The sequence below is a fragment of the uncultured Pelagibacterium sp. genome, assembly GCF_963972885.1.
Lineage (GTDB): Bacteria > Pseudomonadota > Alphaproteobacteria > Rhizobiales > Devosiaceae > Pelagibacterium > Pelagibacterium nitratireducens.
Genome location: NZ_CAXAXY010000024.1, coordinates 1 through 16887, shown reverse-complemented (window position 1 = coordinate 16887; position 16887 = coordinate 1). Strand labels below are relative to the sequence as shown.

Here is a 16887-nt window from a genome sequence, read left to right as displayed (position 1 = left end):
GATGGTTGATTTCAAGGGACTGGAAACCTTCGTGTGGGTGGTTTCGCTGGGCAGCTTTCGTGGCGCGGCGCAAAAACTCAACACGACCCAGCCCGCCATCTCCCACCGCATCGCCCAGCTCGAAGAAGAGATCGGCGCCAAACTCCTGACCCGGGAGACCCGCAACATCACGCCAACAGCGCCGGGCCGGCAATTGCTCGCCTATGCTGAAAAGATGATCGCCATGCGCGCCGAAATGCTGGCCGCCCTGCGCGATGCATCGGCCATCCGCGGCGTCATCCGTCTCGGGGTCGCCGAAACCATCGTTCACACATGGCTGCCCCATTTCATCAAGGAGGTCAGCCGCGCCTATCCCCACCTGTCGGTGGAAATCGAGGTCGATATTTCCCCTTCGCTGCGCAACCGCCTTCTGGCCCAGGAAATCGATATCGCCTTCCTGCTCGGTCCTCTAAGCGCCCCGCTGCTGCGCAATCGGCTGCTGTGCGAATATCCTTTGGGCTTTATCGCCAGCCCCGCGCTCAACGTCCCCAACCCGGCCACCGTTTATGATCTTGCCCAATTCCCGCTCATCACCTTCGCGCGCAAGACCCAGCCCTACGAACTGGTCAAATCCCTGTTCAACCGCCCCGATCTTCCTGCCATCAAGCTCCACGCCAGTGCGTCTATGGCGACGGTCGTGCATCTGGCGCTAGAGGGGATCGGGGTCGCGGTCATCCCCTATGAGCTTGTCGAAGCCGAGCTCAACGCCGGCCGGCTCGAACTCATCAGGACCGACATTGCCATGCCGCAACTGACCTTTTGCGCAAGCTGGCTCGAATCCCCCGATACGCTGGCCACCGAACTTGTCGTCGATATCGCCACTCGGGTTACCGCCAACCGCACGGCGTTCGCTCCGGCCTGATAACGCCGATCAGCGCGACCACCCCAGACGTCTGGCGATGTTGATCGCACTTGAGCGCACCAACTCCTTGAGATCGGGATCGGTCTGCTCGACCTTCTGGTCGGGCACCACAATGGAAATGGTCGCCCGGCAGGTGCCCGCCGTATCGAGGATCGGAGCTGCTATACAGGCAATCGAATAGGCCGACTCCCCGGCTTGTATCGAAAGCCCGGCATCAAGCGCCTGGCGTGATGTGGCCGTGAGAATTTCGATATCGGTTTCGGCCCGGCCGGTTGGTGAGGGGCAACTGGCATGCGAGAAAATCGCGCGCCGCTCGTCCTCGCGAAGATGCCCGACAAGCAAGCGCCCTGACGCCGACCAGTTGAGTGGCGTGCGGCTGCCAACCTGCGAGGCGACCTGGAAATGGTCGGGCCCGTCGACCATCCCCAGCACCACCATGAAATCGCCATCGCGCCCGCATATCTGCACGGTCTCGCCGGAGGCGAGCGCAAGGTCGCTCATTTCGTGATTGGCGGCGGTCAGGAGATCGACGTGGCGGGCATAGGTCAGCCCGTAATGATAGAGCCGGTGCCCGAACCACAACGTCCCATCCTCGAACCGGTCCAGCATGTCCTTTTCGACAAGATCCTCGACCAGCGTATAGACCGTTGAAAGCGGCGCCCCCACGGCGCGGGCGATTTCATAGGCGGTAGCCGGCGCGTCATTGCTCTGGAGGAAATCGAGCACCTGCAGGATGCGGTCGAGCGCACTCGTCCGCGTGCGTTTGGTCTTCACCGCGTCCTTGGATGTTTCCAATGTGCTCATTTGGCGATCCTCCCATGAGTGCCGCGCCGGGTTCAGTTTGCATTATTCTCTCCGGCGCGCAAATACAGCGTCCTCAGTCGGGCCAGTTGAGAATGGCCTTTTCCTGCGCCAGCACGCGCAGCCGCAAATCGGAAACGATCGGCGTATTGGATTTGCGCGCCGCATCGAGTTCCTCGGTTAGCCGCTCGGCGACGACGAATTCTTCGTCGGGGTGCAGGTTGCAGGGGTCGAGATAGAAGTAATTGTGCTCGACCTCGTGGTCGCGCACGATCACCGGCCTGGCCCCCTGCGCCATCCGGTCGGCAAGATCCCAGGCCGAAATGTTGGCGCCCTCGGGGTCCACCAATACCTTGAGCCGGTCGAGCGGGTTGTCGGTGGGATCGGGGTCGATGATGGCCGTGATGCCGGCGCGGCCCTCCAGCGTCGACTGCCAGAGATCAAGCGCCTTTTGCTCACGCGCCCTGATCCCGGCGTGGTCGCGCGTTTCCCAGGCCTCAAGCGCTGCAATAGCGCCCGCCACGCCTTCCTTGCCCACCTTCATGCCGCGACCCACGCCTCGGTTCTGCAAATAGCACGCCGCAACGAAATCCCTGTTGCCCGCCACAATCCCCGATGTCGGACCGCCCAGAAACTTGTGTCCCGAATAAAGCACCAGATCGGCGCCAGCGTTCAGGAATTTCTCCAGATCGTATTCGGATGCCGCGTCCACGATCACCGGCACGCCCTTTTCATGGGCAACCTCGCAGAACGTTTCGAGCGGAATCTGCCCGTAATCGACAACGTGGTGCGAAATCACATAAACCGCCGCCGCTGTCTTGTCGGTGATGGCTCCGGCCAATTGGTAGGCATGCGCGCTGGTCGCCTGGCCCACCGGCACCACCCTGGCACCGGACAACCGGATGCCCTGTTCCACCGGCGCGCCATAGGAGACCATGTGCCCGGTCTGGATCACGATTTCGTCCTTGAGCCCGCTCGCATCGGGCAGCCTCTCGATGGCGGCCAGATCCTTGCCGGTCATCGCGGCGGCGCAGGCCAGCGTGATGGCTGCAGAACAGGACGCCGTCACGCATCCCGCTTCCGCCCCGGTCAGTCTTGCAATGGTGCGCGAAGCGATGCGCTGCAGATCGGACATTTCGGTCCACTGCGAGAGGACCGCAGCCACGGTCTCGACGGCGTGTGGCACGACGATCGAGGCGCCCAGAGACGTCATGGTCCCCGAGCAGTTGATGACGGGGCGCAGGCCAAGCGTTTTGCGGATATCGGTCATTGGGGCGTACTCAATTGTCTATGGCGACGATGGCTTCGATTTCCACCGTGATCGCGTTGGGGAGCGAGGAAAAGCCGACAGCGGAGCGGGCATGGATACCCTTTTCGGCAAATACGGCATTGAACAGGTCCGAGCAGCCATTGATGACCTGGGGGTGCTCGGTAAAATCGGGCGTCGCATTGACCATGCCCAGAACCTTGACGATACGGCGCACTCGGCCCAGATCGCCCAGCGCCTCGGCCATCACGGCAATCAGGTTGAGCCCGGTTAGCTTGGCGTGTTCATAGGCCTCCTCGGTCGAGACGGTATCGCCCACTTTTCCCGAATGCCGCCGGCCATCGGGATAGGTCGGACCCTGACCCGAGAGATAGAGCATATTGCCTTCGATCACGTGGGTGACGAAGTTGGCGATCGGCGGCGCGGCCGGAGGCAAGCTCAGCCCCAGTGCGGCCAGCCGGTCGTAGGGGCCTTGATCCGCGCGCTTTTTCGCCTCGGAGACAGTCATGGGAAACTCCAGTTAGAATGCGATCGGGAAAAGACTTTTCCGGCGAGATCGCACGACAAAACAAAACTCCTGGTGCCCTAAACCCGGTTCGATCGGGCGTGGGCTCTAGGAGGCCTGGGCCAATTCATTGTGGCGGATACAGGCAACGTGGTGGTCACCGCCGAGATGGTCGGTGGGCGGGATGGTCTCGGCACACGCCGCGATGGCATGCGGGCAGCGGGTGCGGAACACGCACCCCGATGGCGGGTTGATCGGGCTGGGGATGTCTCCGGCCAGGGGGACATGCTCGCGCCGCCGCGTCGGATCGGGAATAGGCGCCGTCGCCAGAAGCGCCCTGGTATAGGGATGGCGCGGATCGGCATAGACCGCTCGCGACGGTCCCCGTTCCATGACGCGCCCCAGATACATCACCACAACCTCGTCGCACAGATATTCAACGACCGAAAGATCATGGGCGATGAACAGCAGCGTCAGCCCCAACCGCTTCTGCAGGTCGCTCAGAAGGTTGAGAACCTGCGCCTGCACCGAGACGTCGAGCGCGGAAACCGGCTCGTCGGCCACCACGAATTCAGGCTCCACGGCGAGCGCCCGGGCAATCCCGATGCGCTGGCGCTGGCCGCCGGAAAATTCGTGTGGAAAGCGCTTTCCATGTTCGGGCGCAAGGCCCACAAGCGTCAAAAGCTCTGCAACCCGGTCCTTGCGTTTTTCACCCTTGGGATAATTGCAGGCATCCAGCGCCTCCCCAAGGATCGCTTCGACCCGCATGCGCGGATTGAGCGAGGAAAACGGGTCCTGGAAAATGATCTGCATGCGCTGGCGGTAGGCCCGCATGTCACGCTCGGAGAGCGCAAAAATATCGACACCGTCAAACACAGCCTTGCCACCCGTCGGCTCGATCAGCCGCAACAGGGTGCGGCCTGCCGTCGTCTTGCCCGATCCCGATTCACCGACCAGTCCGACCGTCGTGCCGCGCTTGATCGAAAAGCTGACATCTTCGACGGCATGGACGGTCCTGCCGCCCCGGCCCGTAAAACGTTTGACCAACCCTTCTATAGCCAGCAGCGGAGGCACCGTTTCCATTGCAACGCTCATATTTCCGAACTCCTCAGGCAGCGCGACAGTCGACCGGAACCGGCGCTTTCGAGTTGGGGCGGGATGGTCGTACACGCGGAAATCGCGTAGCGGCAGCGTGGCTCGAAAGCGCAGCCCGCCGGCAGGGCCGTGATCGGCGGAACCGAGCCGGGAATGGAATAAAGCGCCCTGCGCTCCCCATCGGGGTCCAGATCACGCTCCGCATTGGGCGTGCAGGCCAGAAGCCCTTCGGTATAGGGATGCTTTTGTTTTTGAAACAATGGGATGACCGGCGCCTGTTCCACAACGCGCCCGGCATACATCACCACCACCTCATGGGCGATTTCCGCCACCACCCCCAGATTGTGGGTGATGAACAAAATCGACATGCCGAACTGGGACTGCAGTCGGCGCAACAGATCGAGAATCTGCGCCTGGATGGTGACGTCGAGCGCCGTTGTGGGTTCGTCGGCAATCAAAAGCGAGGGATTGCAGGCCAGAGCCATGGCAATCATTACCCGTTGGCGCATGCCGCCCGACATCTGGTGCGGATAGTCGTCGAGCCGGTTGGCCGCATCGGGAATTTCCACATGCCCGAGCATTTCAAGCGCCCGCTTGCGGGTCTCATCGCGCCCGATATTGTCGTGCAGTGCGATCATTTCCCCGATCTGCTCACCCACTGTATAGAGCGGGTTGAGACTGGTCATGGGCTCCTGAAAGATCATGGCGATCTCCCGGCCGCGCAGCTTGCGAAACCCCCGTTGCGAGGTTCTGGCCAGATCGTGGACGATGCCCTTTGAATCCCGGAACAGCACCTCTCCACTTTCGATTGCGCCGGGACGCGACAGGAGCCCCATGATCGAAAGCGAGGTTACTGATTTCCCCGACCCCGACTCGCCGACCACGGCCAGCGTCTGGCCGCGTTTGAGCTCGAACGTCACCCCGTCCACGGCCTTGGCGGTCAACCGTCTGGTCGTAAACCAGGTGCGCAGATCGCGCACCGAAAGGATCGTATCGGGGGCGAGTTCTCTCATAGCGCCCACCCGCAATGAGGGCAGTTGGCAAGCTGGGTGCCCGGCGCCGGTTGGTAGCGATGCGCGGCGATGGCCCGCGCCCCAAGGATGGCATGACGTGGCTCGAAAATCTCGTGCAGCGTCGACGTGATGCCCTTGGAATCCTTGACCTCGATGTCGCTCTTTTCGAGATCGAATATCGTAAATTCCGCCGGTTTGCCTTTGGCCAGAAGGTCGGTGTGATCGCACCTGATCGCCTTGCGCGGGGCGATGGTCGCCGCGTGAATCACCTGTTCGAACCCCATGCCCAGCGAGAGCAGTTTGGACATCGTGGTGCCCATGTCCCAGACCGCGCCATCCATTGAGCGGTTGTGCAGATCGGTCGAAATGGTTTGGGGCAGCATGTTCTTTTCCAGCGCCGCCTTGGCCACCTCGAACGAAAACGACGCCCCCCCATGTCCGACATCGAGCACCACACCGCGCGCAGCGGCATCCTCGACGAGAGCGTAAAGATCGTCGTCCTCGAGGATCGATCCACCCACCTTGCCGTTGAAACAGTGGGTGACGATGTCGCCTTCGGTCAGCAGCGAAAGAATGTCATCGTAAAGCGGGGGCGGTTCGCCCACATGCACCATGATCGGCAGCTTGAGCACCCGGCCGAGCTTTTTGGCCAGCTTGACCGGCACCAGATCCCAGCCACCGGAAATCACCGCGCTGGCCCGCACCTTGAGCCCAACGATCACGTCGCGATTGGCCTCGACGGTCGCCGCGATCCGGTCGATATCGATCGAGCGCATGTCCTGAAGCTCGGTCACCCGGTTGCAGGCCACAAGACCGATCGAGCCGATATTCAAGAACGCATAGACATTTTCGAGGGCCGGCTCGATCATCAATTCGCGCAGGCCATGAAAATTGGCTTCGCCCGCCGACCCGGCATCGACCATCGTGGTCACTCCGTGCCGGGCGCCGCATTGTTCGGGCCTAAGCGAAATATCGGTGCCGCCATACCAGATATGGGTATGGATATCGGTCCAGCCCGCCGAAAGATAACTGCCCCCGGCATCGAGGATTTCGGCATCGTCGGGCACGGCAATGGTTGTTCCTGTCTCGATGATCTTCCCGTCTGTGCCGACAAGAATATCGAGTGCCGGGGCCTTGACGCCGGCGAACCCGACAGGCTTTGCATTGCGGATCAGAAGCGGCTTTTCGGCGAGAGAAAACTGGTTGCCGATCATTTAGATGTCCTTTGCAAGACGGGGGTCGAGGAGGTCGCGCAAGCCGTCGCCCAAAAGCTGGAGCGCCAGCACGGTGACGACGATGGCAAGGCCCGGATAAAACAGCAGCCAGCTTGCCGAATTCATGAACTGGCGGCCAGCCGAAATCATCGTCCCCCAGGTCGGGATGTCTGGCGAAATCCCAACGCCGAGAAACGACAGTCCCGCTTCGGCCAGAATGGCCTGCGCGAAAATGAAGGTGCCCTGCACGAGAAGCGGCGAGGTGACGTTGCGCAGAACGTGCCGCACGAGAATGACCGGGGTCGGCACTGCCAGCGCGCGGGCCGCCTCCACATAGGGCAACTCGCGGATCACCAGCGTCGAGGCGCGCACCACCCGCGCCATGCGCGGCGCGTAAACGATCCCCAATGCCAGAACCACGTTGAACGCCGAAGCGCCCAGCGCCGCGACCAGCGCAATGGCCAATAAGATATCGGGAAACGCCATCATCGCGTCGATCACCCGCGAGACCGGCGCGTCGGCCTTGCGGAAGAACCCGGCCACGAGCCCGAGAACGATGCCGATCAGCGAGGAGACGATAACAACCGAAAAGGCCACCGAAAGCGAGGTCTGCCCGGCATAGAGAACGCGTGTCAGGATATCGCGGCCCAATTCGTCCGTGCCCAGCCAGAACTGGCTATTGGGCGCGGTCAGCCGGTTGACGATCGAAAGCTGGCTCGGGCTATGGGGCGTAAGCAGCGGCGCAAAGATTGCGGCCAGCACCACCAGCGTAATGACGATCAGCCCGGCCGCCGCGGTCGGTCTCGCCAGAAGGCGGATCAAGAGATTGGGTGATTTGCCCTGTGCAGGAGAAGCGAGCGCGGCCATCAATACCTCACACGCGGATCGACGAGCAGATAGAGCATGTCGATAACGAAATTGACCAGAACATAGAGCCCGGCAACGATCAGCAGCGCCCCCTGGATGACCGGATAATCGCGTCGCAACACCGCCGAAACGATTAGATTGCCGACGCCGGGCAGAGCGAACACCGTCTCGGTGACGATGGCGCCTGAAATCAGCAGCGCCGCCGTCAGCCCGACAACAGTGAGAATGGGGATCAGCGCATTCTTGAGCGCGTGACGGACCACAACCCGCCATTCGCTCATACCCTTGGAGCGCGCCGTGCGCACATAATCATCGTTGAGCACGTCAAGCATTGAGGCGCGGGTAAAGCGCATGATCAGCGCCGAGGAGACGATCCCCAGCGTGGTTGCGGGCAGCACGAGGTGATAGAGCCGCTCGCCCAGCGGCGAATATGGCCCGCCATAACCCGAGGTCGGAAACCAGCCAAGGCTCACCGCGAAGGTCTGGATAAAGATCAGCCCCAGCCAGAAACTGGGAACCGAAGCCGCGAACATGGCAAGCGAGGTCATCACCTGATCGAACCACGAACCGCGCCAATAGGCCGAAGCCACCCCGATCGGCAGGGCGATCACCGTTGCGATGGCCAGCGAAAAGATGGTGAGGAAAAAGGTCGGCTCGGCCCGCATCCACAGCGCGGTTGTCACCGGCTGACCGAGAAAGATCGACTGGCCGAGATCGCCGCGAAAAATGCCTGCGACATAGGAGATGAACTGCTCGAGGATCGTGCCATCCAGCCCCAGCCGTTGGCGCAGCGCCTCGACATCGGCCGCAGTGGCATCGGGACCGAGCATGACCGCGGCCGGATCGCCCGGGGTCACCCGGACAATGATAAAGACAATCGTCACGACGATGGCCATCACCGTGAGCATGCCGATCAATCTGTTGAGCGCAGCGCCAAGCATGGAACGACTTTCAAAAAGGACGCGAAGGGAAGGATGGCCGTGCCGGAAAGGACTGGCAATGGGACATCGCTGGCCGTCCCTCCCTTCGAGATCTCCCCGGGCGCCGCCTTTGTCAGGAGGACAGGCAAAGCCGGCACCCGTGGGAGGATTGCTTATTGTTCGAGCCAGGCGTTCCAGAAATAGGGCCATGGCGCCGGGTTCATGCCCTCGAGGGCAGGCGATTGGGCAGCAACCGCATTGAAATTGCCGACCTTGAAGGCTGGCACTTCCTCGTAGATCGCTTCCTGCACCGCCGCCCAGAGTTCAACACGGGCATCGGGATCGGCCTCGGCGTTGAAAGCGCCCAGCGCTTCATGCTTGGCGTCGGACACCCACCAGCCGGGCGAGGAGTCCGACATGATGCCGGTCAGCGATGGTTCGGGCAGGAAGGGCGAGTGGGTGATGTAGATGTCCCACAGCGCCGGATCGGTGCGCCTCTGGGTCAGCGTTGCCCATTCCACGACATCGAGTTGCACATCGAACCCGGCCGCTTCGAGATAGGCTTCGGCCACCTGGGCCATCGTGTAATGGAACTCGTACTGGCGCGAGGTCAGGATCCGCAGCGGCGAACCGTCATAGGACGAATCTTCGAGAAGCTCGATGGCCAGTTCCGTGTCGCCCATGGGCTTGTAGGGTTCGGTGCCCGCCTCGGTATGCCAGACATAGCCTTCAGGATACATCGCCCCGTCGGCGGTAAAGAAATCCTCCGACCCGAACGCGGCCAACAGCATGTCCTGCGGCGCAAGCGCCGCCTGGATGGCCTTGCGCACTGCGATATCGGAATTGACGCCTTGGGCGGTGTTCATGACGAACACCGGCCAGCCGAAGGGGGCCAGCATCACCGGCTCGGTATTGCCAGAAGCGATGCGGTCATAGGCTTCCACGGCGATGGAATCGACATAATCGAACTGACCCGCAACAGCGCCCTCGATACGGGTGTTGGGATCGGGGACGGGAACGAACCGGATTTCATCGAGATACTGATGACGCCCGCCGCCATAGCCATTGGACTCTTCGTCCCGCGATGCGTAGTCGTCGAACCGGGTAAGCTGGATATATTGATCCGGGCGGCGTTCGGCCAACTGATAGGGGCCGGTGCCGACGAAATCTTCCATGACGTCTTCGCCGGCGATTTCGGACGGAATGACAATGGCCGCCGAATTGTTGAGCGACAACAGGGACAAAAGCGGCGCATAGGGCCCGCTCAGTGTGATCTGCACTGTGTAATCGTCCACGGCCTCGACGCTCTCGACGGTCTCCGCTGTCTGCATGCCGCGGCTGGCAACGCGCAGCCAGCGCTCGAGCGATGCGACAACGTCCTCGGCGGTCATGTCCGAGCCGTCATGGAACGTCACGCCTTCGCGCAACGCGATGGTATAGACCGTGCCGTCTTCGGAAATCTCGGGCATGTCCGCCGCCAGCAGCGGCACGACGGCCCAGTTGGCGTCGAACGTATAGAGCGTTTCAAACATGTGCTGGGTGATGATGCCGACCAGATCGGCGGTCGATGTCATGGGGTCGAGGGTTGGCGGTTCGCCAATGGTGGCCACGTCGATCGTGCCACCTTCGGTCTGCGCAAGCGCAAAACTTGGCAATGAGATACCGGCCAGGGCAGCGATGGCCGCTGCCTTGAGAAAAGTCTTCATAACGATGCTCCCTTTGTTCAATGATACATAGTTATGTAATACATATCATTGTTCTGTTATGAGAGCAGAGCGTTGACCATGCGTCAAGTCTCAGAAATTCTCAGGCGTGGACGGCGCATTTCATATTTACAAATGAATATATATTGATATGTTGGAACAAATGACCTTACCGGAAATTTGACAGGCGATGACCAGCAACCAAAGCGACGCAAACCACAGCCACGATCACGCCGGCCATAACCATGGCGATGGGCACCACAGCCATGCGCCCCAGGTCGGCGAGAATAATGAACGCGTGGTCCTTGCCGGATTCGCCCTGACCGCCGGCTTTATGGTGGCCGAACTGATCGGTGGCATCCTGTCGGGCTCATTGGCGCTGGTGGCCGATGCCGGGCACATGCTGACCGATGCGGCGGCATTGGCGCTCGCCTGGGCGGGGTTCAGGTTCGGCCGCAAGCTCTCGGATTCAAAGCGCACTTTCGGCTATATGCGTTTCGAGGTGCTTGCCGGTTTCGTCAACGCCATAACGCTCTTTGCACTGGTTGTCTGGATCACCTACGAGGCCATCCAGCGCCTGTTCATGCCTCACCCGGTTCTGGCCGGGCCCATGATGGTGGTCGCCGTGCTCGGGCTTGTGGTCAATATTGCCGTCTTTTTCATGCTCCGGCAGGGCGACACCAACCACGTCAACATTCGCGGCGCCCTGCTGCACGTCCTTGGCGATCTGCTGGGCTCGGTGGCCGCGATCGTTGCAGCGGCGGTGATCTATTTCACCGGCTGGACGCCGATCGATCCGATCCTGTCGGTACTGCTCTCGGTCCTGATCCTGCGCGCCGCCTGGGCGCTTTTGCGCAATGCCGTTCAGATCCTTATGGAAGGAACACCGGGCAACATCGAGATCGACGCGCTGCGCGCCCATGTGCTCGAAACGGTACAAGACATCGAGGATGTCTCTCACGTCCATGTCTGGTCGATCACCTCAGGCAAGCCCGCCGCGACCCTGGAAGTCTCGCTCAAGCCCGGAGCCGACTACCGCACGATTTCAGAGCGCGTGAAAAAGACCCTCGCCCAACGCTACGACATCGGCCATGCCACTGTGGAAATCAATTGGGCAAACCACCCAAAAGACTGTCCCTTGGCCGAGCCCGCCCATCACGACTGACCCCTGAAAGCCGGCAACCGGTCAATCTCCTCCACAAGTCATCTGACGCCGTCCCGCTCTTTTCCTGCAGTGCAGGATCGACGTTTCGGTTCGTCAGAATCGGGGCGGTGCACATAAAAATCCCTTGAGCACGAGAGGGCCAATTCAGGCCCGCCCACGCAGCCAAAGAGAACCGGGTGTGCGGATCACCGAGCTTGAGAAAAGCCGGTGACACCCATGATGCCGACAGACCTTGCCGGCATCGTTTCGCAATCCCAACCGGGGACAAGGTCGCGGGCCGCCTCGCGGGCCATTTGGTTTGCCTCGGTGTTTCGGCGGGCGTCGATATAGGCGAGGTGGCAGGTATTGCCCCGCTCAATCTTGGTGACAACGAGCACCTGTTCGTCAGGCCCCCCGATCTCGCTGCGGTCGATGAAGTAGCGCAGGATCGTTGCCACCGGGCGCTGCCCGTCAGTGAGCAACCATTCAAGGGTTTCTCCCGTCTGGTTTATGCTCGGCACACTTTGCTGCCAAACCATCTCGTCCCTGGCGTCGGACCCGTAGGAAACAAAGACCCGATGCTCTCCGTATCGCACCAGAACGGGGAAACCGTCCCACCCGGCGCAGGCAAAATCGGTTGAGAGGTCTGCCTGCTGCACAATCGTGCAACGCTCCAGATTGAGATCGGTGTATGCGCTGTGCCAGTTCTGTGCGATTGCCGTCGCTGGCAGAGCCACCATCGCCGCGGCAAGTGCAGCTATGCTGGGCCACACTCCCATTAGACGGCCGCTCGGCTGGGCACTTGGGCCGGGCCGATCGAAGCAAGGCCGGTAAGGATCAGTGCGACAAGATCGGCCTGGCGGCGGGTCCCCGTCTTGTCAAACAGGTTCCGCAGATGAAACGCCACAGTGGTTGCCGAGATCGCCATATCCCTGGCGATCTCGTCGGTCCGTCGCCCGCTGGCCAGGGCCCGGGCGACCTCGGCCTCGGTCGGGGTCAACCCGAAAAGATCGGCCAACACAACATTGGACACGTCCGGCCGACGGCTGGGGTCGGAGATGAAGACGACGGCAAGGTGCTCCGGTGAACCGGGAGGACCCGGTTCGGGAAGAGAACAGACGGTCAAGAGAAGGTCCTGCGGGCTCGATTGCCGTGAGACACAATGGCTCGCAAGAAAGTCCTCTCCACCCGCTGCTGCGGCACACGCGGTTTCAATAAGGGCTTTCAGCTCCGTATTGAGCACCGCCGAGCCGGCCCGAAGCGCCCCGCCAGCGATGAGGCTATCGTTGGTATCCTCCATCTCCATGGCCGCCCGATTTACGAAGGTGATCCGGGACCGAGATGCGACGACCACGCCGAACGACAACATATCGAGGATGCGTTCGATTCCCGAACGCCGCTCCGCTGCCGGACTGCTCAGGGCCTTGCGCAGCGCCGCAATGTTGCGCTCGGCCTTTTGGTCCATGCGCTCGACCTGCCCGAGGCGGGCCTTGATCGTGGCGAGCAAGAGATCGTAGTCGATGGGTTTGACCAGATAGTCGTCCGCACCGGCCAGCTTTCCGGCTATGACCGATTGGCGTTGGTCGAGGGCCGTCAGAAAGACCAGCGGCACATCGGCCAGGTCTGGGCGATTGGCGCGAACCGTATCAAGAAACGTAAACCCATCGAGGTGCGGCATCGAAATATCGCACAGGATGAGGTCAGGCTTTCTTGATTCGAGCACGGCCAGGGCCTCGCGCCCGTCGGACGCCCCGAACGCCGCATACCCCGCTGCCGACAGCTCCTCGATGAGGTCCTGTCGCAAGTGATGCTCGTCTTCGATGCACAAGATGGCTTTTTTCACCCTGCTCGCGGATTCGATCAATTGCGATAGCCTCCCTGCCGGCAAAGGATCATGCCCAAGATCAGTTCACACCAACTCTAGTTCAATTCCAACCCTTGCTCCCCCTGCAAACGAACGGGGACGATCCAAGTTCGACACACTAGGGTTATGGCCGGATCAAACCGGAAGCGGAGTCAGGGCACATGTGGGATTTCTCGGTCGGGCGCGCCTTGGGGCTGATGCTCAAGACGCTGCCGTTTGTATTGCTGCGCGTGGCTGTCTATTTCGGCGTGGCTGTCGCCTATGTTCTGGCGACTGGAACCGGGGCCGGAATCGGCTGGGGCATTGGCGGCTTCGGCGATGAAGGGTTCAGGGCCGGCACGACCTTTTGGGGTGGTCTTATCGGCTTCGGCCTCACGGCTGCAATCATGTATCTGCTGCGCGAATATATCCTCTATATCGTCAAGGCAGGTCATATCGCCGTGTTGATCAAGCTGCTTGACGGCCAGCAGATGCCCCAGGGCCGCTCGCAGATCGCTTATGCGCGCGAGGAGGTCTCTCAACGGTTTGCACAGGCAAGCGTGCTTTTCGGGGTCGATCAACTCATCAAAGGCGTGCTGCGTGCCATCACCGGACTGGTCCGCGGCATTGTAAGCATCCTGCCCATCCCAGGTGCCCAGCAACTGGTCTCGGTCCTTCAGGCATTTCTGAGGATCGCGGTCGGCTTTATCGATGAAGTGATCCTCGCCTACGCCATTCGCACCGGTTCCACCAATGCCTGGGCGTCCGCCCAGACAGGGCTGGTCCTTTATGCCCAGAACTACAAACCCATGCTCAAAAATGCCGCGTGGCTCGCCCTTATCGTCTATGGGCTTTCCTTCCTCGTTTTCCTGGTGATGCTGGCGCCGGCGGCACTGGCCGTCTATCTCATTCCCGGCGCCTGGTCGGCAGGCGGTGTGGTCTTCGCGCTGCTGTTCGCATGGGCCGTCAAGGCCGCGCTGCTTGAACCTTTCGCCATCACCTGCATGATGGACGTCTATTTCCGGACCATCGAAGGCCAGCTCCCCGATCCGGCATGGGAAGCAAAGCTCGAAAACCTCTCGCGCAAATTCAGAACGATCAAGGAAAAGGCGCAAAATTATCAGCCGCCGCGGGCGAGTGACCCGGCAACCGCGCCGGCCTGATCCATGGAAGGGGCGCATCGAAAACGCCCCTCCAGCACCCTCGCGTGGACAGAAGGCCATATGTCTGGTTTCCTGATGTAAATTCATTGAGGAAACAGAGGGCGGCTCGATGGTGCAAAATAGTCTTGCCGATATCTATCACAACGACCGGCCAGCCTTGGCGGCACCGGTAAGACAAACGGCGCTGGCGATACTGCGGGCAGCATGTGCAATGTCTGTGTTTTCCCTGGCCCTCTCGTCAGCCTGGGCGCAAGACGAAACACTGGCCGCACCCGAGGGCGAGATCGTCCTCACGATGACCGGCAACATATCGCGGACCAATCGCGATGACATGGCGGTTTTTGACCGGGCCATGCTCACCACTCTCCCTGCGGCCGTTCTTGAAACGAGCACTGTTGTGACCGATGGCACAAAGCGGTTCGATGGCTTTCTCATGCGCGACCTGCTCGAAAGCGTCGGAGCGCAAGGAGAGGTGGTGACCGCCACGGCGCTCAACGATTATGTCATCGACATCCCGATGGACGATTTCGAGCAGTTCGACGTTCTGGTCGCCACCCACATGGATGGCGAGGCCCTTCTGCCCAGCGACAAGGGGCCGCTCTGGATCGTCTATCCGCGCGATGACCATGCCGAGTTGCAGGACATTCGCTATGACTATCGCTGGGTCTGGCAGCTCCTCGAGCTGGACGTGAAATGACCCGGCGGCGCGACCTCGTGGCCTATGCGGTAGCCGGGGTTGCCATCGTCGCGTTTGCCATTCTTCTCGCATTTGCCTTGCTTCGGCTGGCCGAGACCGAAGCGGAAATGCGTCAGAACGAAGGGGACAACATGCTCTGGGCGATATCGCGCGCCCAGTCGGCGGCGCTCCTGCTCGATTCCGCCGTTTCTCGCCAGACGAGCCTCCCGCAGACCGATGCAGAGGTCGAAAGGCGCTACAATGTGGTGCTCAGCAGGCTGACCCTGCTCTCGGAGGGACCGCAACTGCGCTATATGGGCGAATTGGGCCTCGCTGATGAAATTGAAGCTGCGGCCCGCGAGACGAGGGCGCTTGAACCGCGCATACTCGGTCTGTCCTTTGGGGACGCCGAAACGGCGATCGCCATTCACGAAACCCTGGCTCCGCTCATCGAGGGCCTGGGGCGCGCCGGCAACCAATCCATGGTGAGGCAATGGGAAGCCACCGGCGCGCGCGTGGACCGCCAGCGCGCGGCCATCGGCCAGGTCATCATTTCAATCGTGGCGATCATTGTGTTGGGAATCTTCCTCTCGCTCACCTTGCTGCGTGCCATGGCCGAGCGCCAGCGCGTCGGGCAGTTCCTGTCGCGCGAGCGCGAGACAGCGGAACTTTATCGCGGCTTTGTGGCTCTGGTTTCCCATCAGTTCCGGACACCGCTCGCGGTGATCGATTCGGCAATGCAACGCGTGCTGCGCAGCGGAAAGGCCATGCCACGCAGCGAAATCGACCGAAGGGCAAGTCAGGTTCGCGCTGAAATAGCGGGGCTGACCAACCTGCTCGACGCCACGCTCGACGTCGTCAGGCTTGAGGCGGGGCAGGTCACCGCAACGCCGGCTCAGTGCGCAATAAACGAGCTTGTCGAGCGGGTCAAAGCGCGCCAGCTGGCCCAAACGCCCGGCCGCGCCATACGCGTGAGTATCGCAGACAACGTTCCGCCATCTGTGACCACCGATCCGGTTCTCGCCGAACAGATCCTGACCAATCTTTTATCCAATGCCGTAAAATACTCCCCGAAAACAGAGCCCGTATCGGTCAGCGTGACGGCTGAAAACAGACAGATCCGTTTCGCGGTCGAGGATCGTGGGATCGGCGTGCCCCATGACGAGCAGGCCAAGCTGTTCAGCCGCTTTTTCCGCGCCAGCACCGCTCAGGGCGTGCCCGGCACCGGTGTGGGACTGTCCACTTCACACCAGCTTGCGCAATTGCTGGGCGGCGCACTCGAGTTTGTGAGCCATGCCGGTATCGGATCGATCTTTACCCTCAGGCTCCCCGATGATTGGGCAGGCCCGACCGTGCAGCCCGCAAGAGCGAGGGCCTTTGCCTGAGAGAAATCTCGCTGCGGTCAGTCACCGACTTTTTCCAGGACGAAATTCTGTAGCATCGTCATGCCGCCATAGGTCCAGGCCACCCGCCCGGTCAGCATCCCCTCGACAACCGCAAACAGATAGGCCTGAAAGGGAGCCTGGATACCTTCCTGGGAGGTGAAGAACCCATCTCCCGCGAGCCTGCGCAGGCTCGTTTCGTCGCAACCGAGGACAATTCCGATATCCTCGGCGGCCAGGACGGGCAAATCCCCAAAGTCGTCATACATCTCCACGTTCGGATAATCGATGGGCATGGGCCTCAGTTCGAGTTCCCTGCCATCGCCGACCAGGACCAGGCTGGTCGCCTGTGAAAAATTCAGTTTTGCGCCACGGTTCCCATTGATGGGGTTT

17 protein-coding genes are annotated in these 16887 nt (G+C 61.3%); 5 read left to right on the top strand and 12 right to left on the bottom strand.

Annotation, left to right across the window (positions count from 1 at the left end):
• The first annotated feature begins 1 nt into the window (after position 1).
• A complete protein-coding gene (locus tag AACZ55_RS06230) occupies positions 2-901 on the top strand; it encodes a LysR family transcriptional regulator (RefSeq protein WP_338610755.1) in 900 nt (299 codons plus the stop codon).
• A gap of 9 nt (positions 902-910) precedes the next feature.
• Here the strand turns inward: AACZ55_RS06230 and AACZ55_RS06225 are convergent, their stop codons facing one another.
• The 9 genes from AACZ55_RS06225 to AACZ55_RS06185 all read right to left on the bottom strand — a co-directional run bounded on the left by AACZ55_RS06225 (position 911) and on the right by AACZ55_RS06185 (position 10289).
• On the bottom strand, positions 911-1705 hold the full coding sequence (locus tag AACZ55_RS06225) for an IclR family transcriptional regulator (protein ID WP_339644260.1): 795 nt from the start codon (positions 1703-1705) through the stop codon (positions 911-913).
• A 73-nt stretch (positions 1706-1778) separates the two neighbouring features.
• Positions 1779-2972: an aminotransferase class V-fold PLP-dependent enzyme gene (locus AACZ55_RS06220; protein ID WP_339644257.1), complete on the bottom strand. Its 1194-nt coding sequence runs from the start codon at positions 2970-2972 to the stop codon at positions 1779-1781.
• A gap of 10 nt (positions 2973-2982) precedes the next feature.
• Positions 2983-3477, bottom strand: a complete 495-nt coding sequence (locus AACZ55_RS06215) for a RidA family protein (RefSeq protein ID WP_338608106.1) — start codon at positions 3475-3477, stop codon at positions 2983-2985.
• A gap of 105 nt (positions 3478-3582) precedes the next feature.
• The gene (locus tag AACZ55_RS06210) at positions 3583-4569 is read right to left on the bottom strand and encodes an ABC transporter ATP-binding protein (RefSeq protein ID WP_339644254.1); all 987 of its coding nucleotides are present in this window, start codon (positions 4567-4569) and stop codon (positions 3583-3585) included.
• Positions 4566-5582, bottom strand: coding sequence for an ABC transporter ATP-binding protein (locus AACZ55_RS06205; protein ID WP_338608104.1), 1017 nt, complete (start codon positions 5580-5582; stop codon positions 4566-4568). Before AACZ55_RS06205 ends, AACZ55_RS06210 begins: the two co-directional genes overlap by 4 nt.
• Positions 5579-6796 (bottom strand): amidohydrolase/deacetylase family metallohydrolase, encoded by a 1218-nt coding sequence (locus AACZ55_RS06200; RefSeq protein WP_339644251.1) that lies wholly within the window; start codon positions 6794-6796, stop codon positions 5579-5581. The genes AACZ55_RS06205 and AACZ55_RS06200 overlap by 4 nt, the downstream gene beginning before the upstream one ends.
• Complete coding sequence (locus AACZ55_RS06195; protein WP_339644248.1) at positions 6797-7663, bottom strand: ABC transporter permease; 867 nt, start codon at positions 7661-7663, stop codon at positions 6797-6799.
• Positions 7663-8604: an ABC transporter permease gene (locus AACZ55_RS06190; RefSeq protein WP_339644245.1), complete on the bottom strand. Its 942-nt coding sequence runs from the start codon at positions 8602-8604 to the stop codon at positions 7663-7665. Before AACZ55_RS06190 ends, AACZ55_RS06195 begins: the two co-directional genes overlap by 1 nt.
• 152 nt (positions 8605-8756) lie before the next feature.
• Positions 8757-10289 (bottom strand): ABC transporter substrate-binding protein, encoded by a 1533-nt coding sequence (locus AACZ55_RS06185; RefSeq protein WP_339644243.1) that lies wholly within the window; start codon positions 10287-10289, stop codon positions 8757-8759.
• A 187-nt stretch (positions 10290-10476) separates the two neighbouring features.
• On the opposite strand from AACZ55_RS06185, the gene AACZ55_RS06180 reads away from it, so the two are divergent.
• The gene (locus AACZ55_RS06180; RefSeq protein WP_339644240.1) at positions 10477-11451 is read left to right on the top strand and encodes a cation diffusion facilitator family transporter; all 975 of its coding nucleotides are present in this window, start codon (positions 10477-10479) and stop codon (positions 11449-11451) included.
• Between the two features lie 185 nt (positions 11452-11636).
• Here the strand turns inward: AACZ55_RS06180 and AACZ55_RS06175 are convergent, their stop codons facing one another.
• The gene (locus AACZ55_RS06175) at positions 11637-12209 is read right to left on the bottom strand and encodes a hypothetical protein (RefSeq protein WP_339644237.1); all 573 of its coding nucleotides are present in this window, start codon (positions 12207-12209) and stop codon (positions 11637-11639) included.
• Positions 12209-13294, bottom strand: a complete 1086-nt coding sequence (locus AACZ55_RS06170) for a response regulator (RefSeq protein WP_339644234.1) — start codon at positions 13292-13294, stop codon at positions 12209-12211. The genes AACZ55_RS06175 and AACZ55_RS06170 overlap by 1 nt, the downstream gene beginning before the upstream one ends.
• A 161-nt stretch (positions 13295-13455) precedes the next feature.
• Between AACZ55_RS06170 and AACZ55_RS06165 the strand changes: the two genes are divergently transcribed.
• The 3 genes from AACZ55_RS06165 (at position 13456) to AACZ55_RS06155 (ending at position 16497) form a co-directional block, all read left to right on the top strand.
• Entirely contained in the window at positions 13456-14436 is a 981-nt protein-coding gene (locus tag AACZ55_RS06165) for a hypothetical protein (protein ID WP_338608096.1), read from the top strand.
• A 211-nt stretch (positions 14437-14647) separates the two neighbouring features.
• Positions 14648-15133, top strand: a complete 486-nt coding sequence (locus AACZ55_RS06160; protein WP_339644231.1) for a molybdopterin-dependent oxidoreductase — start codon at positions 14648-14650, stop codon at positions 15131-15133.
• Positions 15130-16497, top strand: a complete 1368-nt coding sequence (locus AACZ55_RS06155) for a HAMP domain-containing sensor histidine kinase (protein WP_339644228.1) — start codon at positions 15130-15132, stop codon at positions 16495-16497. The genes AACZ55_RS06160 and AACZ55_RS06155 overlap by 4 nt, the downstream gene beginning before the upstream one ends.
• A 17-nt stretch (positions 16498-16514) precedes the next feature.
• Here the strand turns inward: AACZ55_RS06155 and AACZ55_RS06150 are convergent.
• On the bottom strand, positions 16515-16887 hold a 373-nt coding region (locus AACZ55_RS06150), incomplete at its 5' end, for a hypothetical protein (protein ID WP_339644225.1).